This window comes from Paenibacillus tabacirhizosphaerae, from assembly GCF_040812395.1.
Classification (GTDB): domain Bacteria; phylum Bacillota; class Bacilli; order Paenibacillales; family NBRC-103111; genus Paenibacillus_E.
This window is the reverse complement of record NZ_JBFNXH010000014.1, coordinates 43,002-67,640: the sequence shown is the minus strand read 5'-3', so window position 1 is coordinate 67,640 and position 24,639 is coordinate 43,002. Positions and strand designations below refer to the sequence as shown.

The following is a 24,639-nucleotide window of genomic DNA, read 5'->3' as shown; positions in this document are numbered from 1 at the left end:
CCGACGAACGGATTCCGGCTTCTATCTTGCGTTCGTTCTTTTTGTCGTGCCATTATTCCTCTGAGATGCGAAGCACTATGCGTCCCCGGCCATGCCCTCTTTGACTCCATTCATGAGCTTGCTTGGCCTCGCTTATTGAGAAAGTACGTTCAATAAACGTCTTTACAACGCCCTCATCGATCAATTGAGCAATATCCGCCAAATCTTGACTCGTCGCAAGACTTGATCTCATAGCCCTTATCCCTAACTCATGCGCCTTCTCCATCGGCAGCTGCCCAGCTATGGAAACCAAGCTCCCTCCTCGTCTGACAACTGGCCAGGAACGGTCAAGTGTCTCTCCGCCGATTGTATCCAGTACAAAATCGACTTCTTGCACGACTTGCTCAAAAGAAGTCGTTGTATAATCGATTGCTGTCTCAGCCCCCAAAGATTGAATGAACTCAATATTTGCTGGTCCGGCAGTGCCGATCACGTGCGCACCTTTCCATTTGGCAAATTGCACAGCGAACAAACCTACACCTCCTGCAGCGCCATGCACAAGTACACGGTCGCCAGCCTTCACTCCGCCATCACTGACTATAGCCCGCCATGCGGTTGTTGCACCGCCGGATAGCGTTGCTGCCTCATCAAAACGAATTGAACGGGGCTTGTGTGCGAGTGAATCTACAGGAACTGTCGTATACTCCGCATAAGTTCCCTTCGTACTTCTTCCGAAGACCGCCTGACCTTTCTGAAATCCAGTAACGTCAGCTCCTACTTCTTCGACTATTCCGGCCAGAGCTGTTCCCGGTATATATGGAAATTGTACGGGCATTGGTATTAATCCCTTACGTATTTTCCAATCAATTGGGAGTACACCGGCAGCAACGATCCGAACGAGCACTTCGCCAGCCTGAGGCACTGGTCGCGGTATCTGCTCAAGCTGTAAAACATCAGATCCTCCAAACTGATGATAACGGACTGCCTGCATCATTTTATCTGATATCATAAATATGCCTCCTTAGGACTCTTTTTTTAAAATCATCTTCTCATCTTCGTTTCTTGAATGATTCAAAATGTTTTTGCTGCTAATGTCGCTTGCTGAATCCCATCTCCAATGAGCTGTTCACTTCGATCAGAGTATCTTTGATGCCCTTCAACGATTACGGTTGTGACATCTGTAATGCCGAATAAATGCAAGTTCTTCAGCACAAAGTTGACAGCCATCTCGGAGGACGCCGATGTTTCTTGGGAATAGTCGCCTCCTCTTGCGTTTAACAGCGCGACCTTTTTATCCGTGACCAATCCTACTGAGCCTTGCTGTGTATACTTAAATGTTTTCCCGGCTCGATTCAAATAATCGATGTACGTGTGCAATACCGCAGGGACCGTAGTATTCCAGAGGGGAAAACCAATTACCACCTTATCTACGGACAAAAATTGATTCAAATAGCTATCAGCAACGGCGATTGCCTCTGTTTCTTCAGGTGTAAGCGGAATTCCCCGCGCGGATTTGAAACCGCCGCTAATCATATCCGAATCCAGGTAAGGCAAGTGTTCTTTGTATAAATCAAGTTCAATGACCGTATCTTCAGGATGGGATTCGATGTAGCTTTTCAAAAAGGCTTCGTACAATTTCACGCTTACTGAATACGCACTTGGTCGATTGTTAGCTTTTACAAACAAAATTGTGCTCATTGAGATTACCTCCAATTGTAATTTATAATTAGATAACGGTTAGTGATGTCTGACAACGTCTGTCACCCTATACAAGGGCAATACGAAGTTATTCATCTCCTTTCTTGATCATTCACTTTCCAGAAATCAAAACTTAGCGTAAAATTGATCTCAGGATTTACAAAGCATAAACATATTGTGTATACATAATATAATTTTATATAATGTGAGTATACTCACTAAATAAACATACGTCAAGGAGCATTGTCATGAGCAATTCAAACTTATTTTCTTCAGCGTCTTCCCCATCAGCTGGCATGGTCTTAGAAATGTTAATTAGAACCACCCACCAACTCCATCTTCAATTCGAAACGCATCTGTCCACTCTCGACATACCGGCCTACTTGACCGGACCAAGACTTCGACTTCTCGTGGCCATTTCGGAGGCAGGTAAAATTCGAATGAGTGAACTTGCCGCTAAATTAGGTATTAGTCCGCGTACGGTTACCCAATTCGTCGATTCCTTAGAACAAGAGAATCTACTTATCCGTATACCTGATCCAGATGACCGCCGTGCTACATTCCTGCAGCTTACCGAATCGGCACCCCCTCTTATGATTAAAGCGCGGGCCGCGATGAGCGAATCGGCTGAGCTCGTGCTGGCATCTATTCCTCCAGAGGCGCGCGCTCAATTGCTCGGACTTTTGAATCAACTTGCTCTACAAAAGAAATAAGCGGTGTATAAGGTGACCCTTATAAATTAAAATATCCACTACAGTTAAAACCGGTAGTGGATGAAGTACAACCGAAGATTTAAAATCCGATATCACCGAGCTGAGTTACTCCATAATATAATCGAAAACTATACGCAATTACTGCCGAACCTGCCACAATAAGCAGAAACACCGTATGTGCTATTCGGAAATGTTTGATTTGCAGCTGAAACAGTCAGACGATAGCAAACTTTTCCCTGCTAATAACGTAATACCCGCTGCACTAATACCAGAATCAAAATGATTCTTCTCCTTATGCTGCCAGGATTGGAAACCTGTCCGATAACAGCTAAATTGGTACAATAGGTAATTCGTGCAAATTGTTAAAGACTGGCTTTCCCTTTCTTTTTGCAACATTCATCATCTCATCTGCTCCCTGGGAGGGACCCCCTACACGGAGAACTGCATCGCAGAAATCCAGCAGTCTAACAGAAGAGGGATGGAAGATGCGATCGAAAACTTCGTCTCCTATACCTCTTGATCCTGCCGTAGCGATTAGTGGGAGAGCATGCCATTCGCCTAACACAGGCAAATGCCCCATTTCATATACCTTAAGAGCGATTTCGTTCATATAACGGACATGTTGCTCGATTAAATCCGGATTGTCGTCAGTCCCCGAGCGATAGGGACCGGCAATGAGAATATGCAAGGGCTTAGCAGCATTTTCAAAAAGGCCGTGAATTTGTGCGTACTGAAGCAGCATGATCGTTTTGCCATCTCGGATTTCTCCGCTTTGAATCATTTCTAATGCTTGGGTAAACGATAGTTCAAGAACTGCGATGTTCTCATGTTCGTCCTTTAGCCCTCCGCCTTCACCGGCTAGCATGTTCTCGCTATATTCAGCCGTGTAAAAATGTACGTTCTCCGTCACGGAGCCTGGAGACATATAGGCTTCGCCGACTTTAACAATCTCAGTAACGCGGTAGCCCGTCTCTTCCTCCGTTTCTCGAATAATGCTCGCTTCTGCCGTCTCATTGTCAAGCAAGCCTGCACACGTTTCAATAAGCATCCCTGTATCGTTACCATTCAGATAAGTCGGCATTCGGAACTGTTTGGTCAGTACAACGGTTTGCTTTAGCCGATTATAAAGAAGGATTGTGGCGCCATTTCCGCGATCATAAACTTCACGCGATTGGATATCCCAAGTCCCATCTTTTCCTTGGCACTCAAATGTCACGTTATGTAAGACATACCAATTGTCTGATAAAAGCTCTTTTTTCAATATTCGTATTTGCGGGTTCTCAAGGTTTAACATGTTAATTATTTCCTCCCTAATAAAATTCCAATATCTTTGGTAATATGAAGCTGTCCTTCACGTTCCAATAGAGCCTCTAAATAGCATGTAAAATGATGCAATTTGTCCCCAGTAAGCCGTTCTCGGGCATTCATGGGCGTTGAGGTCATGTAATAGATTAGTGGTTGAACTTCTGTAACTAGCAAATAATCGTCGTAACGAAATAATTCCACTTCACTGAACAAGTGGGATAGAATTTCCGAAGCATGATCCAGTTGGAATCGCTCAATCACACGATCCAGCACCTGAATTTCCGGGTCAAATGTTTGCGCCATTTCCTCCACTTCCTGGAGATGCCGTTTGCTCATCGTAGAGGTGCAAAATACGCCTCCATGTTTTAGAACACGATGGATTTCAGATAATGTTTTTGAAATGTCAGGAACATGATATAGCATGTTATTCGCAATCACGATATCAAATTGTTCGTCATGGAACGGAATATCCTGCGAATCGGCGAATAGGAACTTAAATTGCGAATGGTTTCCGGCAAGATTTCTTCGCGCTTCCTCCAGCATGCCATTCGAAATGTCAGAGATAGTAATCCTCCAATTCGGCGGAATCCGGTCTAAGTTCCTGCTCCACAATGCGCCGTCCCCACAACCGAGCTCTAATACATTGCATCCGGGAAGCTGAATCAAATACTCAAATAACCAACGATGCCATCCCATCTGGTTCACGCTAAATTTGTCATACAGCTGTATTCTCGTTTGCAGGCGCGTAGCTGTATGGTACTGTTCTACCCAATCTTTTTCTGTGTTAACGGCATGAATTAAATCGGTTAAATGGCTCCAATCCAGCTTCTTTGGACTGCCATTCATCATATTCATCGCTTGATGAATCGCTTTAAGCAAATATTCCATATGGGCAATTTTATGACGAAGGACCTCTCTTTGCACGCTTAGGGAGCTTCTAAGATCAAGTTCGGATTGCGATTCTTCCTTCATTACTCTCTTGATCTCTTGAAGGCTAAGTCCAATATACTTCAAGATCTGAATCTTCTGTAGCCGGATTAAGTCCTCTTTGCTGTACCTTCTGGCAGAAGTATCATTGATCTTTGGAGGAGACAGTAAACCGATCTGATCGTAATATCGTAAGGTCCTAAGCGTCATCCCTGTCCGTTGGGCAATTTGTCCTGTTGTTAGGAAAGCCTCCGATGCCATTTTCTTCCTCCTCATCTCAACATGGTGTCAACCTTATATTTAACATTATAGGAGGTTACGTAACGTCACCTGCAAGTCTTATTTTTCGAAAATTCTCAAACGAATACGCACTGAATGTGATAATAAATAAAACTCTCATCCACAAAAGGGACAAGAGTTCTAATGCTAATGGTTTATACTAGCCTATTGCGCTATCGGGATTGACGCACAAATTCTCGTGGTGTGACCCCCAGAATACGTTTGAAATGGCGATGCAAATGGCTCTGGTCGCTGAAACCTAGTGCTGCAGCAACGTCATGAACGGCCCCTATATTTATTGGGCCTGCAAATAGCGGAACCCTTCTTTGAAATTATCATACGTCCATTTGATATGTTCCTGATTATCATACTTTCGATAAGTGCATTCAATAACCAATATAAGATCCAAATATAGGTCGTACAGAGCTCTTCTTCTCCGCTCGGTATCCGTTTTCATACTTTTTCCATAGCCTTGTTCAAAAGCAATCGTTCTGCCAAGTCGGCCAAAATAAAACTCGATTAACGGTTCTCCCCAAAAAGCTCGTTCAAAATCGACAATGCCGGAAACATCTCCCTCATGAATAAACACATTTCCGTCCCATAAATCCCAATGTACCAGGCATGCATCCTTTACATCAGATAACGCATCCTGATTTCTGATGATTTCTTTCTCGATAACCGAATAAGGCACCGGCAAAATCACGTCAGCATCCTTCCCATCGCTTAGCACATCATCGATCATGGCCACGAATGCTTCCGACCATGTCATCTTCCGGCCGCCTTCCTTGTTGAAATAGCCGAATTGGGTACTTTTGTAAGTGTGAATCCAACTACTATACACGCCTAGCTGCTTTTCGATTTTTTCCTTTTCTTCGACTGTCAGGGACGATTTCACTTTATTCAGGGGGGTGCCCTTCACATACTCCATGAAGAAATATTCAGACGAAATCAAACTGCATGAAGGATCGTAAGCGTAGATTCGAGGAACGGGCAAACCTTCTGTCTGAGCAACTATCCGCAAAGCCTCAACTTCGGTGCTCATATTGTTTTTCTCACAGCGCATAAGAAGCCTATCTTTGGAAGGTGCCACCTTCAAGACTACGTCTCTTCCATCGTCTAATAAAATGGAATAAGCCATATTGGCCCACCCATCCGAGAGTTCTTTTGCAGATTGAAAGGATTGGCTAAAAGTTTGAAATACGACTGCTCTCATCTCTTTATCCGTTAATCTTTTTTTATTAAGACTCTCCATATAACACCTCTGCGATTAAATGAAACGTTTAGACTCGATATGAATTCGATGGTTTCCTTAATTATCCTGCTTTATTTACTTTTTTTTCCACAAGTCTGAACAAGTCAAAGGAGCAGCTGTTGTAGCTGCTCCTTTGTAAGAATGAGAAACAATGGTGTTTTTTGTATATCAGATCACTATGCAAATCTTGCCGAAATACGATCCATTCTCCAAGTAATCCAAAGCGTCAATAGCCTGATCAAATGGAAAAATGCGATCAACGACGGGACGAAGCTTATGCTGCGTAATTGCACGGTTCATGGATTCAAACATCTCTCTGCTTCCAACATTGATGGCCTGCAGCCGTGCCCTGCGCAAAATAGCGGGCACCACATTGAAGCCCTCCACCGAGCCGCCGGAAAGGAGTCCGACGATACTGATTTGACCGCCAACGCGAAGCGCTGTAATCGATTGATTCAGTGTTGCCGCCCCGCCCACATCAATAATATGGTCTGCGCCTCGGTTATTCGTAAGCTTCAGCACCTCTTTATCCCATTCAGGATTCAGCCTGTAATTGATGCCGAAATCCGCGCCAAGTTGACGTGCTTTCCCCAGCTTCTCGTCACTGCTCGACGTAACGATTACAGATGCGCCTTGTAGCTTGGCAATTTGAAGCGCGAACAAGGAGACGCCTCCAGTTCCTTGCACAACTACCGTATCCCCAGCTTTGACACCCCCTTGTTCGACAATCGCATGCCATGCCGTTACTCCGGCGCATGGAAGTGTCGCCGCCTCTGCATCTGACAAATAATTCGGCACATGCACGAGACCTTGCTCAGGTAAAACTACATATTCAGCCAGCATGCCATCTAGCGGACTGCCGAGCGTACTGATCCAGTTCGCTGTGGTCGCTTCGCCAGAAATCCAACTTTGAGTAAAAATGCCGCTAACCCTTTGGCCAATGGTAAACCTGGATACTTGATCTCCAAGAGCAACAACTTCTCCGACAGCGTCCGAAGTAAGTATAAGCGGGTTTGACAGATCAGGCTGATAATAACCTGCAATAACGCCAAGATCACGGGAATTCAGGGAAACGGCACGAATCTTGATCAGCACCTCATTCGGACCCAGAACTGGCATTTGACGTTCTGCCTGCTTGACATTTGTGAGACCATAACCACCTTGGATTTGAATAACTTTCATTTCGTGTTCTCTCCTTCATCGCTCGATATAGACATATAATAATTCATCAACTAAAATTAGGTAAGTAGGCACTTATTTGTTCACTGGTTACCAAAAAGTGCATAAGGAGGCAAACGATGTTTTCAACAAACAAAGGGAATCATCCGGACATTTCCTTAAAGGTTTGTGGCTATAGCAAAATGCTGGAGATCATTTCGAGCAAATGGACAGTACTGATCATCTATGCCATGGAGGATGGCCGTATTCGATTCGGAGAGATGGGAAGGCGTATAGAAGGTATTTCCAAAAAAATGCTGACTCAAACTTTACGCCAGTTGGAACGAGATGGCATCGTAACACGCGAACTGACGCCAACTATTCCACCTAGCGTTGACTATTCTCTGACTCCGCTCGGTGAAAGTCTGCTACAGCCAATGCGGGAACTTAATAAATGGGCAATTGAAAAATTTTCCGTCGTAGAGCAGGCAAGAGATCGATACGATCAAGCTGCTGAACCTCAGAATTTCGCTGAGAATGAATGAGGTAACAACGACACGAAAGGAGATAAGTAATTGTTTGAGAATCACGATATACAGGACCTTTTCTCGACTTTGCAAGCGGATTGTGAGAACTGCTTTGGCTTGTGCTGTGTCGCACTCCCCTTCGCAGCCTCGACAGATTTCGCAATGGATAAAAAAGCCGGTAATCCCTGTCCAAATCTGCAAGCGGACTTCCGTTGCGGCGTTCACACAAGTCTAAGGCAGCGCGGGTTTCGTGGATGTACGGTATTTGACTGCTTCGGCGCGGGGCAAAAGGTATCCCAAGTTACATTTGGTGAACGTGACTGGCGGCAAAATCCTGAATCTGCGAATCAAATGTTTGAAGTATTCCCTATTATGTGGCAGCTACATGAGCTGCTTTGGTACCTGACCGAGGCCCTATCGCTGAAACCGGCTCATCTGATCCATGATGAGCTCAGTTTGGCGCTCGAGGAAACGACACGTCTCACTTACTGCGGCCCCGAGGCGCTTATCGAACTAGACTTTGCAGCTCACCGGTCAAATGTAAATACACTGCTGCTAAGGACGAGCGAGCTTGTAAGGGATGAAGCTCACCGCCATTTGGGGGCCTCTCACGGACGTCATATCATGCATCATCGAGGAGCCGATTTGATCGGCGCTAACCTCAAGGGAGCAGATCTGCGCTGTGCAAACTTGAGAGGGGCTTACCTTATTGCCGCCGATCTTCGAGGAGCGGATCTTCGGGCGGCTGACCTCATCGGTGCTGATTTCCGAGACGCGAATCTTCGAGGGGCCGACCTCCGTGACAGTCTCTTTCTCACCCAAGCCCAGCTTAACGCTGCAAAAGGAGATGCCAACACCAAGTTGCCGTCATCGCTCGCACGCCCGGAACACTGGTCTAATTCCAGCAACTCACTTTGACGCATAGTTCCTTTGACGGTACTCAGCTGCCACCCCCCTGCTAATGGAAGCATCATCGAATGCGGCCTCTATCCCCGGATAGATCGGCCGCTTTGTTCATTTTATTTTGCCACCCGATCAGACAAATCCTGATCCATCGGCAACTTGCTCAGAACAGCCGCCGACACAGCGGCAGTCGTAATACCTCTCCCTTGAAATGGCGGTAGATCACTCCAAACGATTTCATTGGTGCTTTACCAATCGATCTTTTACCCGAGCGAGAGCGAGGTGTCCTGTAGCTTCGAAGCAGTATCTCATAATTTGTGGTGAAACTCACAGAAATTTCATTAAAGCTGTGATAGCATGTTACTAGGAGGTGAAGTTACTAATGATTAGTAAAACTTTACTGATAACATTTCTACTCACAATTTCCATCTCACTAATTTCCAGCATTGCTTTTGCAGAAACTGCTTCACGTCATGATACAACCAAGAATTCTATTGGAAATATACGGTAATATAATTTTTTGTTGACTCCTATCGAGTCAACTTTTTTTATTTCTTTCAATATGGAATGCATTTCCGTATTCACTCGTGTACTTCGCCCTCCGAGTTGTCCAAAACACCTTCGTCCAACCATTTCAGCAATTTCTTTCGGCTCAGTGCGTCGCATATATCCTTCCCTTTCTTTCAACTACGAACATTCGTATTTATTAAATAACTATCACGATATATCGGGATTGTTTGGTTCATTTATTAAGGTTTCAAGCATTGAACCGTGTAGCCAGGCTCTGCTAGTTTGAAAAATCTTGGACGGGCTAAAATGGGATGGTTATATGGTGGCGCTCTGGGATTAATAATGATAGACGGACATCCTGAACCCATTATTTGCTTACTAAATTTGAGAAACCATAAAAAAATGAGTAAACTATAATAAATGAAGGAGGAATGAAAATGGCCGATCAGTCAAACAACATGGAAATAGGAATCAGCACATTTTTGGAAACTACACCGGACATTGTGACGGGAAAGGTCATCAGCCATGCTGAACGTTTGCGCAATGCCGTTGAGGAGATCGTACTTGCCGATCAGGTTGGTTTGGATGTATATGGAATTGGCGAACACCATCGGGCTGATTACGCCGGTACTGCACCCGCTGTAGTGCTCGCAGCAGCCGCAGCAATGACGAAGCAAATACGGCTAACAAGTGCCGTCACCGTACTATCCTCAGACGACCCGGTTCGTGTCTATCAAGATTTTGCTACCTTAGATGGCATCTCTAACGGGCGAGCCGAAATTATGGCAGGCCGGGGTTCGTTCATTGAATCCTTCCCGCTTTTTGGGTATAGTCTGGAAGATTATGACGAATTGTTCGAGGAAAACCTTGAACTGTTGCTAGCGATCAGATCCTCGGAGAAAGTGACTTGGCGAGGGGGCCATCGTCCCGCTATCCATAATCTTGGCGTCTATCCCCGTCCCGTGCAGAGTCCGTTGCCGGTGTGGATTGCAAGCGGCGGGAATGCACAATCTGCTGTTCGGGCAGGCACGCTCGGACTTCCTATCGCTTTCGCCATCATTGGCGGAATGCCGGAGAGTTTTGCACCCTTAGTCGAGCTCTATAAGGAGGCAGCTGCTCGGGCTGGACACGATCCTGACAAGCTGCCCATAGCCACGCATTCTCACGGTTTTGTCGGAGAAACGACCGAACAGGCGGCCGAATTATTCTTTCCTCCTACACAAGCCCAAATGAATGTCATCGGGCGTGAGCGAGGTTGGGGACAGAATTACACCCGTTCCACTTACGATGCCGCGCGAAGCCTCCGGGGCGCACTCTATGTCGGCGATCCTGAATATGTTGCGGAAAAAATTATTCTGCTGCGCAAAAATTTGGGAGTTACTCGTTTTTTCCTGCATGTAAATGTAGGCACGATGCCGCACCTTGAAGTCATGCGAGCCATCGAACTTCTGGGCACCAAGGTTGCCCCAATTGTTCGCAAGGAAATTGCCCGAAACGCAGCCAAGCAGTAATCTCAGAAAATGAAAAGAAGTGTAGAAGCCAAAAGGCCCATACACTTCTTTTCTATGTATAGACAATCAAAAACTCACATAGTCGCCCATCCTCCTGCCATACTCTATATTTTCAGGTAACGATAATCGAAACTTCTACTCTTGCTTCTCTTACATTTCTTGTGCGGGCCATGTTTTCTAAGTAACTAAGCAAATCTTTACTCTTCATTTAACTATCCTCTTTTGTTAATTGGATGGTCTCTTCTTGATCGTTCCATTTTATATACAGTGTAAAATTAGTTTCATCCAAATAGGGCGTATCCAACGTCGACTTCCCGCTCATTTTCAGGTTCCGCGAGTGAGAATCGCTCTTCCCACTATTCTCAAAGTTTTTACTGTCGTTAAAGCGGAAGCTAACATCAGTTATAGGCTGATCTTTATTGCCGATATATTGAATGACATATGATTTGGTTTTCGCCGATAGCTGAACGGTGCAGCCTACACGCCAAAATTGACTTTTTCCGTTGAAATTTATTGACTTAGAGCATCCATTTAACCCCAGTAAGCTTACTAGGATCAGGACTAATAGCCATCGTCTCATGTCCAGAAGCCTCACTCCTTTTTCAATTGCTTCTGCTAGGCCAGCTTCAATTTCACATAAAAATGAATCTGCCCGCCGCTTTGCTCCGCCCAAATGAGGCCTTCGTGCGATTCCACGATACTTTTGGCGATGGCCAGACCAAGTCCTGAACCGCCTGTGTGAGAAGAACGCGAGGTGTCGACCCGATAGAATCGATCGAACAACTGTAGTAAATCCTCATTCGTAAGCTCTTCAGATTGATTGCTAACCCGCATCGTGACATGACGGTGGTCACGTATCGCAGTAACCGTAATCATGCCCGGTTTCAGGCTATATTTGAGGGCGTTCGTCATTAGATTTTCGAATACACGAATCATCTTGTCCACGTCGATATGAACTAACAGCTTCTCCTTCGTGATATGGCGGATGATCGTAAGCTGCTGCTCCTCCGCAGGGGTTACAAATTCTTCCAACAATTGATCTAAAAGCTCGTTAACAGGAACGCCTTCTTTGTATAAGGGGACATCACGATTAGACAGTTTCGTGTATTCGAACAAGTCGTCGATCAAAGACTTCAACTTCTCCGATTTATGATAAGCGATACCAATATAGTTGGCCGCCTGTTCCGGCGTTTCATACCCCTTGTCATGCAGCAGCCGCAAGTAGCCCATGATGAGGGTGAGCGGTGTGCGCAAGTCGTGGGAAACGTTCGTAATCAATTCGCTTTTCAAGCGTTCGTTCCGCCGTTCCTCCTCGATTCTTCGCTGTAAATCCTCAACCATCAGATTCATATCCCGGGCGAGTGAGCCCAGTTCATCAGCACTGCGCTCGATGACTCGATAATCGAGATTACCCGTTGCGATGATGCGCAGCCCGCTTGCCAACTCCTCGACATGGCGCATTTTCTTTTGTGTCAGGAAGTAGAACAAGAGGATGAAGATCGTAACAGCGAACATCAAGGATAACGGACTTTCCCCTTTTTGGTATGTAATATGCGGTTCTGGGATGCCCGATACGATCAAATACGCGTCATTTCCCTGATAGTTAATCGGGTAAAAACTGAAAAACTCCTGTCTCCCGAACGCTTGGTCCATTTGGGCATTCATCGCATTGGCGATCACGTTATGGATCTCAACTTGCGTTTCTGCCGCATTTTCACTTCGGAACCTGACTTTCCCCTCTAAGTCAGTTACGAGGACTTTGTATCGCAAATGAGTAGCCAGCGACTCCGCATGAATTTCAAAATAGGCCTTATCCTCCGACTCCAGATCCCGATTCAGACCGTAGGTCTCGTTAATGATTCTTTGAATCCCGTCTTTATAATCGATAACAGCCTCGCGACGAATTTCCCCGAACAGGTTCGCGCTGACGCCATAGGTAAGCGAAGAGGCGAGCAAACAGATGCAGAAAGTTAGCATTAATTGCATACGGATGCTTCGTTTCACATGGCTTGCGCCTAAGACAACTAGCCTATGTGCCAGCATAATCAGCTTTCGAAGCAAGTTAAACGGAAATGTCCTGAATGGAAACCTGTTTAACTTTGAGGACAATTCGGATTCATACGGATTAATCAACTTTGTAGCCAACCCCCCATACTGTTTTAATAAATCTGGGTTTACGCGGATTTTGCTCGATTTTTTCACGAATTTTGCGGATGTGGACCATGACCGTATTGTCGGAATCAAAATAAGCTTCCTTCCATACGGTTTCGTATATCTTCTCAATGTTCCACACCATGCCCCGGTTGCGTGCCAGGAGTTCAAGAATGGCAAATTCTCTCGGTGTCAGCTTAACTTCCCGGCCATCCAGCTTCACTTCATGCGTTTGTGTGTTGATCGTCAGCTCATCGACCTCGATCTCGTGATCCTTGTTAACCTGTGGCACATTTAGCCGGGTGTAACGGCGCAGTTGCGACTTGATTCGGGCAATAAGTTCCAATGGGTTGAACGGCTTGCTCAAGTAATCGTCTGCCCCCGAACTTAATCCCCAGATTTTGTCCATATCTTGACTCTTTGCGGATAGCATAATAATTGGCATGTTTTTTTGCTCTCTGATTTTGAGGCAGGCTTCGATCCCATCCATGTTAGGCATCATGATATCAAGCACGATCAAATCTACTGCTTCCTTCTGAAGCACCTGAAGCGCTTCCTTGCCGTCGGCAGCCCGAAGTAGATGATATCCTTCATTTTTCAAGTAAATCTCAAGCAAATCTATAATTTCTTTCTCATCATCGACCAGGAGTATCGAAGGTTGTGCCATATGAAATTCCCTCCTTATAAATCCAGCTTATTTCCATAAACGTACCAAGTAGAAACGGTAAATACAACCCGTATGTTGATGAGTTTTAGTATAGCCGCTGAATCTTAACAGATTGTAGGGATAATTCTTAAGATTGTCTTAACGACTGGTTCGAAATAAAAGAACCCGCCCCTCGTCATTACGACGCGAAGCGGGTCATCATTTTCAACACTCAGTATTTTGAACGTAATACGTCCAGCAATTCCTCATAAATACCAGGACACGCATAAACAATTTCGTCTCCGCATCATTCAGCGAAGGCTGCCCATTCGTTAGAAATCTCGATCAGATTCCCATCCGGATCTCTGATATACACAGATGTAATAGGAGCTACGGCTCCTGTTCGTTTAACAGGTCCTTCTTCAATCGTGACTCCGCAATGGCCTAAATGATGCATCACATCTGATAATTCAGTATCTGTAATAAAACAAAGATCAGCCGAGCCGGACATGGGCATTTTTGCTTTGGGTTCAAACTCTTTCCCTGCTTCATGCAAGTTGATTTTCTGCTGTCCGAAGCGTAGCGCTTTTCTTCCTTCTCCAAAGGTGACAACTTCCATCCCTAGTACTTGGCTGTAAAAATCACATGTGGAATCAATCTGTTTAACCGTCAAAACCAAGTGATCCAATCGAGAAATTTGAATTGCTATCAACCCCTTTCTACTTCCCACGATACGCTTTCTCGTGATACGCAGTAATGTAGGTGAATAAGATCTTACCGTCATCCATCGGAATGGCATCCTCATTCAAACTCATATACATAGCCCGATATGTTTCTGGTACCCAAATATAGGGCTGCACATAATCTGTCAACCGGAATCCAACTTTTTCCCAAAAGCGGATACGCTCCGCATTTTCCTGGGTCGGTTCAGCTTCAACCTCAATGACGATACATCGGCACTCTGTCTGGGTTTCTGCCCAGAACCGGACGTCTTCGATGCACTTTCGCCCTAATCCTTTGCCTCTCTGATCTTGACGCACCGCTATATAGTCGATAACCAGCACTCTTTCTTGGTGATTGCCTGCAGTTAGCGCCATCGCAACCACTTCCTTGCGATCCTCCCAAGTATGGAGCGTACAGATGCCTCTTTTGAACATACTGCGGATAAGTGCACGATTTTTCCGCCCGTGTTCGGGAAACGCTTCGTTGTACACAAGCTCCGCTTTTGACCATAAGGCTTCTTCCCACTCTGCCGTCGTTCGGTACACCAGCGTCATTTTCCTCACTCTTTTCTAATCGATCACTGTTTCATTAATCATAAACGATATCGCTCGATTTCACATCATCCGTATGTTGTAAATCATTGTCTTTTTCATTGGATCAAGTCCTGCCCAGCCCATAACCTCCTGTGACAATAAGTTCTTTGTCCGTCACTTGGAAAGGGCGCTACGGCAGTTGGCTTTGATAGGGCCAGACTTGTCCATTATCCATCTCAAAGGTGATCGGAAATGGTATGCCTTCATGCTCGGCTGTGGAGAGGTCACGGGCAAAATACGCTGCTCCATTATTTATGACACTTGATTAAACGAATAACAACGTGCTTTGTTTCATAAATTCAGTACTCATTGCATGATTGGTTAGAGGATTCAAGTAAAACAAAAAAATAAGCTTAGTCCGCAAATCTCAGACTAAGCTTACTTGATTAAGATTGAACAATAGCCGTTTCTTCCGGCATTTCCTTCTGCCGTTCGGGCCAGTTCGGGAGGGCATAGATCCAAGTTTGCGCGAATAGCTTCGAGCAGTGTACCCAGAAAATCATTCATTACTGAATAAATTTCCCCAGAGGTTAGCCGGATCGATCGCGGCAATCCATCAATCAAATCCCGTCCCCGAATATCGAGTGTACGCTCCCCGCAATTTGCGCGGCCGTACCAATTTGTTGTTTGATGGCTTCTGCGGTGCGTTCCCCAATCTCCAGATTATACTACCGCTTCACATAGTCTATAATGTCGCGATCAATCGACATGCCTGCCCGGTTAATCGTATGGCTGGCGACGATGCCTCCGAGCGATAAAATCGCCACTTGGCAGGTCCCGCCGCCAATATCGAGCACCGAATGCCCCATCGGCTCGTCGAGCCTGAGTCCTGCGCCCAGTGCTGCTGCCAAGGGCTCATCGACTGTAATCGCTTTTTTGGCTCCTATGTGAACGACTGTTTCTTCAATCGCCCTCTTCTGCACATTCGTGATCCCGCAGACACCAAAATGTAGATTTGAGAGCTTCTAAAGAAAGAGCCTCGACCTTGAATTTTTTTATAAAATATTGAAGCATTCTGCTCGTCTTGTCAAAACTCGCGATAACGCCATTCGTATAGTATTCTTGCCTACTTGCCGATTTGTGGGGGAAGGCTGTCGAAATGGAGGTCAGCATTTCACTTTTATCGTCTATGTTATGCTTTATTTCATGCCGGGCAAGCCCAGGCGATTTGCGGGAGTTATATAGGCGGTAGAAATCGATTCATTCGGATCCGCAGGTCGTTCAATCGATTGTAAACCATCAGCAAGTTCCTTAAACCACGCCGCGTCTAGCGCTGTTAGAGCAATATCAATAAGCGCTCTAGTGATCCCCTCATCCTTCAACGAAATCTCGGACTGCATTTTAAGCCGATGCCTAGGCACGCTTACCAAGGTTCCTATAATCTCTTCATTATCGGATTGAAGAACGTTAACGTTCACCTGCAAATCGTGAATCGATTCAATATAGCCTTGTATAAGCTCTCTAATTTCCGTTTTGCCTTTCACCCAATCGATTATCTCAAAAGTCGTCTTTCTACACCACCTGTCAGCAGATATTAAAATCTTCATTAAAGATAGAGCCTTTGAATGGGGCAATATTAAAATTTTAGTCACAATAAAAACGTTTCAGCTTATCTCCCGTATCCGTACCCGGCTGCGGCGTAAACACGGTCATAATCATGTTTTGGTCATCGGCCAGAATAAAGCTGTTATAGTCCATATAAAGCTCGCCCGCGACAGGATGATTCATGCTTTTATACCCTTCCGGAATACCGAAAACATCATGCCGCGGCCACCACGCTGCGAACTCACTGCTCGTCTCCATTAAACGGTTAACCAATTCGTTGTACCACGGATCATCCGAATATTTACCGTAAAAGCTTCTGAACTGCGCCAACATTCCTTTCGCCATGTTTTCCCAACCTTCGAATAGCTGTCGGTAATTGGACTTTGTAAACATACGCCAGATCAAATTGCGTTCGAAATCGTCGGTTTCATGCGTGTATCCGAACAGTTCGGACGCCAATCTGTTCCAAGCGATAATGTTCCACCTTCTGCCTATGATATAGGAGGGGTAATGGCGAAATTCATCGAGGATGAGCTGCAGGGCAGGCGAAATTCGTTCCTCATTTGAAGAGGCGGGGAGCGAGTCGTCAGGCAGCCATTGGCCGGCCAGTTGGAACAAGTAAGTGCGCTCGTCTTTGTCCAGTTTCAGCGTACGTGCTAAACTTTCAAGCACCTGATCGGACACGCGAATCGAACGGCCTTGTTCCAGATAGGTGTACCAAGCCAGCGATACGCCTGACAAGGCAGCAACCTCCTCCCTTCGTAAGCCGTCAATTCGGCGACGCGACGATTCGACATGCAGTCCAACCTCTTTAGGTGATAGCCGCATACGCCTTGTCCGTAGAAAATCTCCCAATTCTTTATATTTTGACGATTTTTGCATAGATGGTCAACCTTCCTCTCGTAAGCTGGTATTCCTAATCCTACGATCACAACTATGATGACTGCATCTGGCACAATAAACACTCTACTCTTTATTATACAGGAAATCATTTATGATGATATTATTCTGGATTGATGGGAGGTAAAAGTCGACTATGGACAAAATTGAGAATGAAGTGTTTCTGGTGACAGGTTCAACAGACGGCATTGGTAAACAGACCGCCATCTTCCTCGCTCAAAGGGGCTTTACCGTACTGCTGCACGGCAGAAACCGCGAAAAATGCGAAACGGTCATGGAGGAGATACGAAAACGCACAGGCAACGATAAACTTAGATATTACGTTGCGGATTTCGCCTCTCTTGATGAGGTTCGACGAACTGCAAAAGCGATCCGAAATCAGGAAGCCCGATTGGACGTCTTGATTAACAACGCAGGCATCGGTGCCGGCAAGCTCAGCGACAAGCAAAGGAAATTGAGCCAAGATAATTACGAACTTCGTTTCGCTGTCAATTACTTGGCGCCTTATTTGTTCACGCGCCTGCTTGTGCCTCTTCTGAAAGCATCCGCTCCCGCACGCATCGTCAATGTTGCTTCCGTCGGTCAAAAACAGATTGAGTTTGACAATATCATGCTGGAACGCGACTACGATCCTTTCGACGCTTATAAGCAAAGCAAGCTGGCGCTCGTGATGTTCACCTTCGATCTCGCCGCTCGGCTGGAAACGGAGGGCATTACCGTCAACTGCCTTCACCCGGGATCGCTGCTGAATACGAAGATGGTCCGCGAAAGCCTTCCAATTGGCTTCGGCAGTCCCAAATCGGGCGCGGAATGCGTCGTTCATTTAGCTGTTTCCCGCGATATGGAACAAACAACCGGGCGATATTTTGACAAGAAAAATGACGTTTCGGCCGAGCCTCAAGCTTATGACGCTGCCTTTCGCAGGAAATTGTGGAACTATAGCGAAGCGCTTACGCTGCTCGCTTCCGATGGAGAGAATGTGTTGTTATCCTAGCCGTACAAAAACGTCGTTATACCAATTGAAGATGGAGCGTGATCGTGATGGTACAAGTAAAAGACAGGGGAAGCATTTTTATTACTGGGGCGAACGGCGGCATCGGCTCCGACTGTGTTCGAAGATTCGCGAAAATGGGTTACACCGTGTTCGCGGGTGTTCGGGATATGGAACAGGGCAACCGGCTGAAAGAGACGATAGCCGGTTCGGTTGTCCCAATCGAAATCGATATTACCGTCCCTTCCTCAGTGATGTTGGCAGCACAGAAAGTGGCAGCAGCGCTTGGCAAAGAGGGGCTCTCCGGGCTCGTTAACAACGCGGGATGCATCGTGCAAGGCCCGCTGGAGCTGCTCACTTTGGAAGAAATCAAACAACAGTTTGACATTAATGTGTTCGGTCAAGTTGCCGTAACACAGGCGTTTCTTCCGTTGATTCGCAGGAAGAGCGGCCGCATCGTGAACGTTGGGGCGGTTACCGGAAAAACGGCCATGCCCTTCCTCGGTGCGCTTTCCGCCTCAAAGCACGCCATGGAAGCCATAACGGACGCGCTTCGAATGGAATTAAAGCCTTGGAATATTCATGTTGCGATCATCGAGCCGACCGCAATTCAAACCCGTATTTTCGATAAAGCCAATGCTGCTTCCGACCTATCGCTCAAGCAAGTTCCGGCCGATAAACGAGGGCTATATGTGCAAGCCGTGACAGCGATTCATGCTGCCATGGCCAAGCAGCCGATCTCGCCAACAGAGGTTGTGGTGGAAGCGATCATAGACGCGCTTACATCCGAAAAGCCCCGCACGCGATATGCAGTCGGCAAAGGTGCGCGTATGGTTGTCACTTTGAGCCATCTGCCGGACAAACTGAGGGACAGACTGCTTAGCAGTTCGCTCGGATTATCGAAGGTTACGCTGCAAAAACGGTAATACGCGCGAACTGGAGGCATAGCTGCAAGAACGCTTTACGATCCTACTTCGAAGGCTCTTGCTCTTTCTCCGCGCAATCCAAACATAGCAGGGTTTTGTCTTCCAATACAATACCGTTAAGAAACCCAGCCTGACAAAAAATCGGCTTCCTGCAAGTTTGACAATGACCAACAAGTTCCTGCATACGGATTGCCTCCTATTGAACTGTTTTTTTCACCTTATACGACCGGTAAGCTTCCTCAATTCAGTTTAGCCTCATACCTAATCGTTCCTTCACTCTGTCTTTTTCCATCTCGGGTTATGGCTCAGCCCTAGACGACGGAACTGCGATGTCTTATTTCTTTAAATGGCCCTATTTTCAACCATGACGGGGAATTATGGTGCGTTATACAGGCGCAAAGTGAACCTGTCCCCCTAATTTCTGGGGTATAGGGTCCTGTAGTTCCGCGAAATGGACATCAATGCGAAAATGATCGACCATAAGGTACTCTAGTTCCGCTTGCACGCTCGTGAATAACATTCTTCGAAAATTTGCCCGATTATCCGATGAGCCGCTTATTATGCCAACTCTACCCAGCCTTGCGTCCTCTCCCTAACACCAAATAAATTCTTATCTTTAAGAAAAACGCCTTTCGGCGTCCTTGGTGAAAACTGAGGCGGGATCTCGGGGTCTCCTCCATCCATGACATCAAAATTTTCAACTACGCTGAGCGGAATGTTTTCCGCTTCCTCGCAGCTCAAACAAATATAGTTCACGCTCTCTTTGGACAGCAGGTAGTTGCTTAACTTGGCAACTGCCTTTTCTTTTTCTTGACCACTTTTCGTTTCTTCGACACCGGTGACATGACTAATCATCATTTCTAAGCAAGCTCGAGAGGTCTTACAAACAGCATATTTCACGGTGAATTTCCCATCCTGAAGACAGGCCTCCCCCTTGTATTCATAATAGCATTCACATTTAGGGCATACCATCGGGTCTTTTCCCGTATGCTCTTTTACTTTTTCGTTCCACGTATTGCGCTTCATTACCTTTTTCGCTTTCACGATCCATCTCGGACTTCCTTTTGCCAAGCACTCACGAGCTTCTTACTCAGACTCTTTGTTCTACGGGAATACACGCCGTAATGCCGAATTGTCTTGAACTGCTCGTCCGGAATATGACGGATCAGTCTTGAAATGAACTCCTCTACCGTTACCGTTTCTCGTTTGTCTTGTCCATCTGTTTTGTCATGGTATCGAAAGGTTACATATTCTCCGTCATACGCTTCTATTCGGTTCACAGCAATTGCTGGTCTCCGAACTTGATAAGCCGAACCCCTTCATCCATAAAGAGACAAGACCCGCCTCCACTCTTCCGTTTCTCCGCATGAACACGTCGTGCAGAAACGTCCCTTGCACCGATAGGGCACCACCTTAAGATCGTGGCACCCTTCACATGCGAGCAGCTTAAACCCTTTTTTCGGGTCTCCACAATCTCGAAATTTTTGGATTTCTTTCAGCACTACGGGATGTATCTTTTTGCCATGCTTGCTTTTAAAGGCTTACCAGTGCTGATTCTCATCAAAGAAAATTCGGTGTAGGATGTCCTGTTTCTTATTCTAAATGTAGCAAAAAAATAAAAAAAACCGCGTTATACGCGATTTTTCAACATGTCATCTATAGGGTCATTTTCTCCTCATACCGCCCTGCTCGGTGCTCAAGCGCTGCGAAGAGCCTTTCAAAAGCAAAACAAATGATCCAATACACAATCGAAGCATCCAAATACATTTCCAAGTACCGATACCCGTCACCTGCCACAATTTTGGCTACAGCCATGATCTCGATCACTTTGACGGCGAAGGCTAACGATGTCCCTTTAATAAGCCCGATGAAAATATTGCCGAAGTTAGGTAAAGCGACAACTAAGGCCTGAGGAATAATAATGCGGAAAAGCCCTTGCCTGGTGGTCATCCCAATGGCATGCGCCGCCTCCATCTGCCCGCTATCCGTTGTTTTCAATGCGGAGCGTATAATCTCCGATTCATAGGCAGCCGCATTGATGGTGAACGCCAACAACGCAAAGGCAAGCGGCGATATGTCATTAGCCGGAAGATGCCAGCCGAATTGCCGATTCAATAACTCGAATAACGCTGGTGTGCCGTAGTAAATGACATAGATTTGCACAAGCAGCGGCGTTCCCCGGATGAAGGACACGTAGAGTGCAGCAAACCTTTGCAAAACTGGCACTTCATATAATCGGCAAAGCGCAATAAGAAAGCCGAAAACAAGTCCAAGCAGCATGGAAATGACTGCGACCAGCAGCGTCATCGGCACAGCTTTGAGAACTAGCGGAAACTGCTGAATAGCAAATTCCAAGCTAAAATTGATCAAGGACCTCTTCCCTCCCTTGGAATCCGGTATTATTTGGCGAAACCGATATAACCTTTTCTCAGATGTTTCTCATAACGGTCTGTTCCTTGTTCAATCGCAATGGAGATGATCCAATACATGAGGGAAATAATCAGGTAAACGACAAGAATGTTCGCCCCGTAATTATTGCCGAGGATAATGTTGGCCTGCCCCATAATATCGGTAATCCCGATCGAGAAGGCCAGCGAAGTCTCTTTCAGCAAAATGATCAGATTATTGCCCAGATTAGGCACCGCAATACCGAATGCTTGCGGTAGGATGATCCGCCTCAAGGATTGGAAATAGCTCATTCCCACACTGTAGGCGGCTTCCTGCTGCCCCCGGCCAACGGCCAAATAGGCAGCCCGAAATACTTCGGACAGGAAGGCGGCGCTATGCAGCGAAAAAGCGATAACCGCAAAGATCACTTTATTCCAGTCATTCACATCGATATGAAACAACATCAATAACTGCGGCAAGCCGTAGAAAATTAGAAAGAGCTGAACCAAAGTCGGCGTACATCGCATGAAAGAGAGATAAAAAGTTGCAATGGCATACGGGAGCGGCCTTTTTTGTATGCGGATCATGGCAATAATCAGCCCCAGCAGCACGCCAAAGCCCGATGAAAGAACAAGAATCGTTAGGGTGATGGGCAGTTTTTCTGCAATTTTCAAGGTCAACTGCAGTAAGGTATTCAGATCAGCACCTAAGCTCATAGGCCCCCCTTATTTGTCTTTTCTAAATTGATAACCTTGCTTGACGAAATCCAGGCTTTTAAAGAAATCAACCTTGAACCATTTTTCAGAAAGCTTGCCTAACGTGCCATCATTCGTTAGTTCTGCCGTTACCGCATCGATTTTTTTGGCCAGCTCACTTTGATTTTTGTTATAGAGGAACCACACCGGCTCTTTGGAAATAACCCCGCCTATTTTCAAATTTAGATTTAGTCGCTGCTTCACATCATCAAAACTAACGACATTAATAAAGTCCACGTCATATTTGCCGGAATCTACGAGCTTCAAATCGTCCGCTGTTGTCGTTTTGTCAATATCTTCGATTTTGATTTCTTTACCGGGATGCTTGATATTATAATCTTTAAGAATATAGCGCAAACCGTTCGCAGGCGTCATCGGCACGAGCTTCTTGCCGGGCAAATCGTCCAAGGTCTGGATATCGTTGCGGTCCGGTTTGACCGCGAGTGCCGTGACGGAATATCCATATTCATGCTCAGGATACAGGAACTTCTTCTCTCTCTCGGGGTTTCTGAACCAGAAATTGGCGGCAAAAGCGTATTTGCCCGTATCGGTTCCGATTAATTGACCATCGTTATCGACCGACTCGTATTGGAACTTGTACTCCGGCAGCTTCTTCTCCACTTCCTTCAAGTAATCGATCATATAGCCGACCGGCTCGTTCTTCTCATTGACAAAGCTGAACAAAGGCACGGGGATGCTATTCAGCGCAACTTTAACGACGGTGACGTCGCTTGATTTGCCGGTCTCAGCAGGCTTGGATGATGAGGTTGCGTTTGGCGACGCGCCGGTCGAAGCCCCCGTTGAATTGGCGCAGCCTGCCAGAAGTAAGGTTAAGGCGATTGATGCTGTGAAAATAGACCCGTTTTTTTTCATATCTATACCCTCCGATGATCTATAAAGTGATTTGTTGCTGGGCTTGCGGCGTCCACGGACTCGCCGGACGTTCCAAACCGAGATGCTCGCGCAGTGTATGTCCCGTATAGTCAATACGATGACGGCCTTTCTCCTGAAGCAGCGGCACAACCTGATCCACGAAAGCTTCCAATCCGCTTAAGTAGTGAGATGGCATGATCGTAAACCCGTCGCAAGCGTCTTGATCGATCCATGTTTCCATGTGATCAACCAGTTGCTCCGGTGTGCCCACGAAAGAATAGTGACCGCCTGCAGCAACAACATGCTTGCTTAGCTGGCGAATCGATAAATTTTCGCGCTGTGCCAAATCTTTGAGCAGTTGTACGCGGCTTTTCTTATTATTGTTCGTTTCGGCCTGAATCTCCGAGTAAGGCAGCGGACCATCTATCGGATAGACCGATAAATCGATATCCAGCGTTCCTGACAATACCTTGACGGCTGCTTCAGGCAAGATCAATTCGTTAAAATAGGCCTCCAGTTCCTTCGCCTCTTTGACCGTAGTACCCAGGATTGGCGATAACCCTGGCAGGATATGCAGTTGCTCGGATTTCCGGCCATACCGCGAGGTCAATGCTTTCAACTTGGCATAATAGGCCTGCGCATCCTGCAAATTATCCTGCGCAGTGAAGACAACTTCAGCTTTCTGCGCTGCAAAATGCAGCCCGCTTTCCGACGAACCCGCTTGGAACAACACGGGGTGGCCTTGAATCGGCCTGGGAATAGTAGAACGGCCTTCCACCGAGAAAAAGGCGCCTTTGTGGTGGATGTCATGCACTTTGCCGGGGTCGAAAAAGGCGCCTGAGCACTTATCGGCAAGGATCGCTTCCTCCTCCCAGCTATCCCACACCTTCTTGGCAACGTCGACAAATTCAGCCGCCCGCTGATAGCGGAGCGCATGATCCATATGAGCGTCCTTACTGTAGTTAAAAGCTACACGCGAGTCCTGTGACGTGACCATATTCCACCCTGCTCTGCCTCTGCTCAGGTGATCTATCGTGGCGAATCTCGCTGCGGTATGAAACGGATCATTGTACGTTGTCGACCAGGTAGCCGTTAAGCCGATTTTCTCCGTGACCGCTGCCATGACGCCGAGCAAGGTCAACGTATCCAGCGTCGGTATCGGCCGGTCTTCAATGACTTTGCCGTTCAGATCGCCGATCGCTAGCTGCTCCAGCACCAGGATGGTGTCGAATTTGCCTCGCTCCGCGATCTTCGCGAATTCCTGATAGAACCCGATATCCAGCAAACGGTCGGATTGCGTAGCAGGATGCCGCCAGCTCCCGGCATGCTGGCCGGGGCCGAACAGAAATACGCCCAAATGCACTTGCTTCTTGTTTAATACCATCT

General features: G+C 46.4%; 25 protein-coding genes and 2 pseudogenes. 6 read left to right on the top strand and 21 right to left on the bottom strand.

What is annotated here, in order from left to right; translation table 11 throughout:
- Window positions 1-52 precede the first annotated feature (52 nt).
- Both ABRS97_RS21385 and ABRS97_RS21380 read right to left on the bottom strand, forming a co-directional pair.
- Window positions 53-988 (bottom strand): NADP-dependent oxidoreductase, encoded by a 936-nt coding sequence (locus ABRS97_RS21385; RefSeq protein WP_367817353.1) that lies wholly within the window; start codon window positions 986-988, stop codon window positions 53-55.
- Window positions 989-1,050: 62 nt separating this feature from the next.
- Window positions 1,051-1,677, bottom strand: a complete 627-nt coding sequence (locus tag ABRS97_RS21380) for an FMN-dependent NADH-azoreductase (protein WP_367817351.1) — start codon at window positions 1,675-1,677, stop codon at window positions 1,051-1,053.
- Window positions 1,678-1,925: 248 nt separating this feature from the next.
- On the opposite strand from ABRS97_RS21380, the gene ABRS97_RS21375 reads away from it, so the two are divergent.
- Window positions 1,926-2,390, top strand: a complete 465-nt coding sequence (locus tag ABRS97_RS21375) for a MarR family winged helix-turn-helix transcriptional regulator (RefSeq protein WP_367817349.1) — start codon at window positions 1,926-1,928, stop codon at window positions 2,388-2,390.
- 328 nt (window positions 2,391-2,718) lie between these two features.
- Here ABRS97_RS21375 and nudK read toward each other — a convergent pair whose 3' ends face one another.
- The 5 genes from nudK to ABRS97_RS21350 all read right to left on the bottom strand — a co-directional run bounded on the left by nudK (window position 2,719) and on the right by ABRS97_RS21350 (window position 7,335).
- Window positions 2,719-3,684 (bottom strand): GDP-mannose pyrophosphatase NudK, encoded by a 966-nt coding sequence (nudK, locus tag ABRS97_RS21370; protein WP_367817347.1) that lies wholly within the window; start codon window positions 3,682-3,684, stop codon window positions 2,719-2,721.
- A gap of 5 nt (window positions 3,685-3,689) precedes the next feature.
- The gene (locus ABRS97_RS21365) at window positions 3,690-4,883 is read right to left on the bottom strand and encodes a MerR family transcriptional regulator (protein ID WP_367817345.1); all 1,194 of its coding nucleotides are present in this window, start codon (window positions 4,881-4,883) and stop codon (window positions 3,690-3,692) included.
- Window positions 4,884-5,074: 191 nt separating this feature from the next.
- Window positions 5,075-5,194: a helix-turn-helix domain-containing protein gene (locus tag ABRS97_RS21360; protein ID WP_367817464.1), complete on the bottom strand. Its 120-nt coding sequence runs from the start codon at window positions 5,192-5,194 to the stop codon at window positions 5,075-5,077.
- Between the two features lie 2 nt (window positions 5,195-5,196).
- Window positions 5,197-6,153 carry a phosphotransferase family protein gene (locus ABRS97_RS21355; RefSeq protein WP_367817343.1) on the bottom strand — a complete coding sequence of 319 codons (957 nt, stop codon included), beginning with the start codon at window positions 6,151-6,153 and terminating at the stop codon, window positions 5,197-5,199.
- Between the two features lie 168 nt (window positions 6,154-6,321).
- The gene (locus ABRS97_RS21350; RefSeq protein WP_367817341.1) at window positions 6,322-7,335 is read right to left on the bottom strand and encodes a zinc-dependent alcohol dehydrogenase family protein; all 1,014 of its coding nucleotides are present in this window, start codon (window positions 7,333-7,335) and stop codon (window positions 6,322-6,324) included.
- Window positions 7,336-7,451: 116 nt separating this feature from the next.
- Between ABRS97_RS21350 and ABRS97_RS21345 the strand changes: the two genes are divergently transcribed.
- From ABRS97_RS21345 to ABRS97_RS21335, 3 genes are all read left to right on the top strand, one after another.
- A complete protein-coding gene (locus tag ABRS97_RS21345) occupies window positions 7,452-7,856 on the top strand; it encodes a winged helix-turn-helix transcriptional regulator (RefSeq protein ID WP_367817339.1) in 405 nt (134 codons plus the stop codon).
- 30 nt (window positions 7,857-7,886) lie between these two features.
- Window positions 7,887-8,756 carry a pentapeptide repeat-containing protein gene (locus ABRS97_RS21340; protein ID WP_367817338.1) on the top strand — a complete coding sequence of 290 codons (870 nt, stop codon included), beginning with the start codon at window positions 7,887-7,889 and terminating at the stop codon, window positions 8,754-8,756.
- A gap of 953 nt (window positions 8,757-9,709) precedes the next feature.
- Window positions 9,710-10,762, top strand: a complete 1,053-nt coding sequence (locus ABRS97_RS21335; RefSeq protein WP_367817463.1) for an LLM class flavin-dependent oxidoreductase — start codon at window positions 9,710-9,712, stop codon at window positions 10,760-10,762.
- A gap of 208 nt (window positions 10,763-10,970) precedes the next feature.
- On the opposite strand, the gene ABRS97_RS21330 is transcribed toward ABRS97_RS21335, so the two are convergent.
- From ABRS97_RS21330 to ABRS97_RS21290, 9 genes and pseudogenes are all read right to left on the bottom strand, one after another.
- On the bottom strand, window positions 10,971-11,342 hold the full coding sequence (locus ABRS97_RS21330) for a hypothetical protein (protein ID WP_367817336.1): 372 nt from the start codon (window positions 11,340-11,342) through the stop codon (window positions 10,971-10,973).
- A gap of 35 nt (window positions 11,343-11,377) precedes the next feature.
- Window positions 11,378-12,766: a sensor histidine kinase gene (locus tag ABRS97_RS21325; RefSeq protein ID WP_367817334.1), complete on the bottom strand. Its 1,389-nt coding sequence runs from the start codon at window positions 12,764-12,766 to the stop codon at window positions 11,378-11,380.
- Window positions 12,767-12,887: 121 nt separating this feature from the next.
- Window positions 12,888-13,580: a response regulator transcription factor gene (locus tag ABRS97_RS21320; RefSeq protein WP_367817332.1), complete on the bottom strand. Its 693-nt coding sequence runs from the start codon at window positions 13,578-13,580 to the stop codon at window positions 12,888-12,890.
- A 286-nt stretch (window positions 13,581-13,866) separates the two neighbouring features.
- Complete coding sequence (locus tag ABRS97_RS21315) at window positions 13,867-14,262, bottom strand: VOC family protein (RefSeq protein WP_367817461.1); 396 nt, start codon at window positions 14,260-14,262, stop codon at window positions 13,867-13,869.
- Between the two features lie 16 nt (window positions 14,263-14,278).
- Window positions 14,279-14,836, bottom strand: a complete 558-nt coding sequence (locus ABRS97_RS21310) for a GNAT family N-acetyltransferase (RefSeq protein ID WP_367817330.1) — start codon at window positions 14,834-14,836, stop codon at window positions 14,279-14,281.
- 417 nt (window positions 14,837-15,253) lie between these two features.
- Window positions 15,254-15,457 (bottom strand): annotated as a pseudogene (locus ABRS97_RS21305) (rod shape-determining protein); the annotation flags it as partial.
- Between the two features lie 86 nt (window positions 15,458-15,543).
- Complete coding sequence (locus tag ABRS97_RS21300; RefSeq protein WP_367817328.1) at window positions 15,544-15,798, bottom strand: rod shape-determining protein; 255 nt, start codon at window positions 15,796-15,798, stop codon at window positions 15,544-15,546.
- Between the two features lie 216 nt (window positions 15,799-16,014).
- A complete protein-coding gene (locus tag ABRS97_RS21295; protein ID WP_367817326.1) occupies window positions 16,015-16,359 on the bottom strand; it encodes a hypothetical protein in 345 nt (114 codons plus the stop codon).
- 100 nt (window positions 16,360-16,459) lie between these two features.
- Complete coding sequence (locus tag ABRS97_RS21290) at window positions 16,460-17,302, bottom strand: helix-turn-helix transcriptional regulator (protein WP_367817324.1); 843 nt, start codon at window positions 17,300-17,302, stop codon at window positions 16,460-16,462.
- A 154-nt stretch (window positions 17,303-17,456) separates the two neighbouring features.
- Here ABRS97_RS21290 and ABRS97_RS21285 point away from each other — a divergent pair, with 154 nt between their 5' ends.
- Window positions 17,457-18,314: an SDR family oxidoreductase gene (locus tag ABRS97_RS21285; protein ID WP_367817322.1), complete on the top strand. Its 858-nt coding sequence runs from the start codon at window positions 17,457-17,459 to the stop codon at window positions 18,312-18,314.
- A 47-nt stretch (window positions 18,315-18,361) separates the two neighbouring features.
- Window positions 18,362-19,237, top strand: coding sequence for an SDR family oxidoreductase (locus ABRS97_RS21280; RefSeq protein ID WP_367817459.1), 876 nt, complete (start codon window positions 18,362-18,364; stop codon window positions 19,235-19,237).
- 697 nt (window positions 19,238-19,934) lie between these two features.
- Here ABRS97_RS21280 and ABRS97_RS28230 read toward each other — a convergent pair.
- From ABRS97_RS28230 to ABRS97_RS21245, 5 genes and pseudogenes are all read right to left on the bottom strand, one after another.
- A pseudogene (locus ABRS97_RS28230) lies at window positions 19,935-20,820 on the bottom strand (transposase).
- 73 nt (window positions 20,821-20,893) lie between these two features.
- Entirely contained in the window at window positions 20,894-21,607 is a 714-nt protein-coding gene (locus tag ABRS97_RS21260; protein WP_367817315.1) for an amino acid ABC transporter permease, read from the bottom strand.
- Between the two features lie 29 nt (window positions 21,608-21,636).
- Entirely contained in the window at window positions 21,637-22,341 is a 705-nt protein-coding gene (locus ABRS97_RS21255; RefSeq protein WP_367817313.1) for an amino acid ABC transporter permease, read from the bottom strand.
- Window positions 22,342-22,350: 9 nt separating this feature from the next.
- Window positions 22,351-23,253 (bottom strand): transporter substrate-binding domain-containing protein, encoded by a 903-nt coding sequence (locus ABRS97_RS21250; RefSeq protein WP_367817312.1) that lies wholly within the window; start codon window positions 23,251-23,253, stop codon window positions 22,351-22,353.
- Window positions 23,254-23,272: 19 nt separating this feature from the next.
- Window positions 23,273-24,637 (bottom strand): LLM class flavin-dependent oxidoreductase, encoded by a 1,365-nt coding sequence (locus ABRS97_RS21245; protein ID WP_367817310.1) that lies wholly within the window; start codon window positions 24,635-24,637, stop codon window positions 23,273-23,275.
- Between the last annotated feature and the right edge of the window lie 2 nt (window positions 24,638-24,639).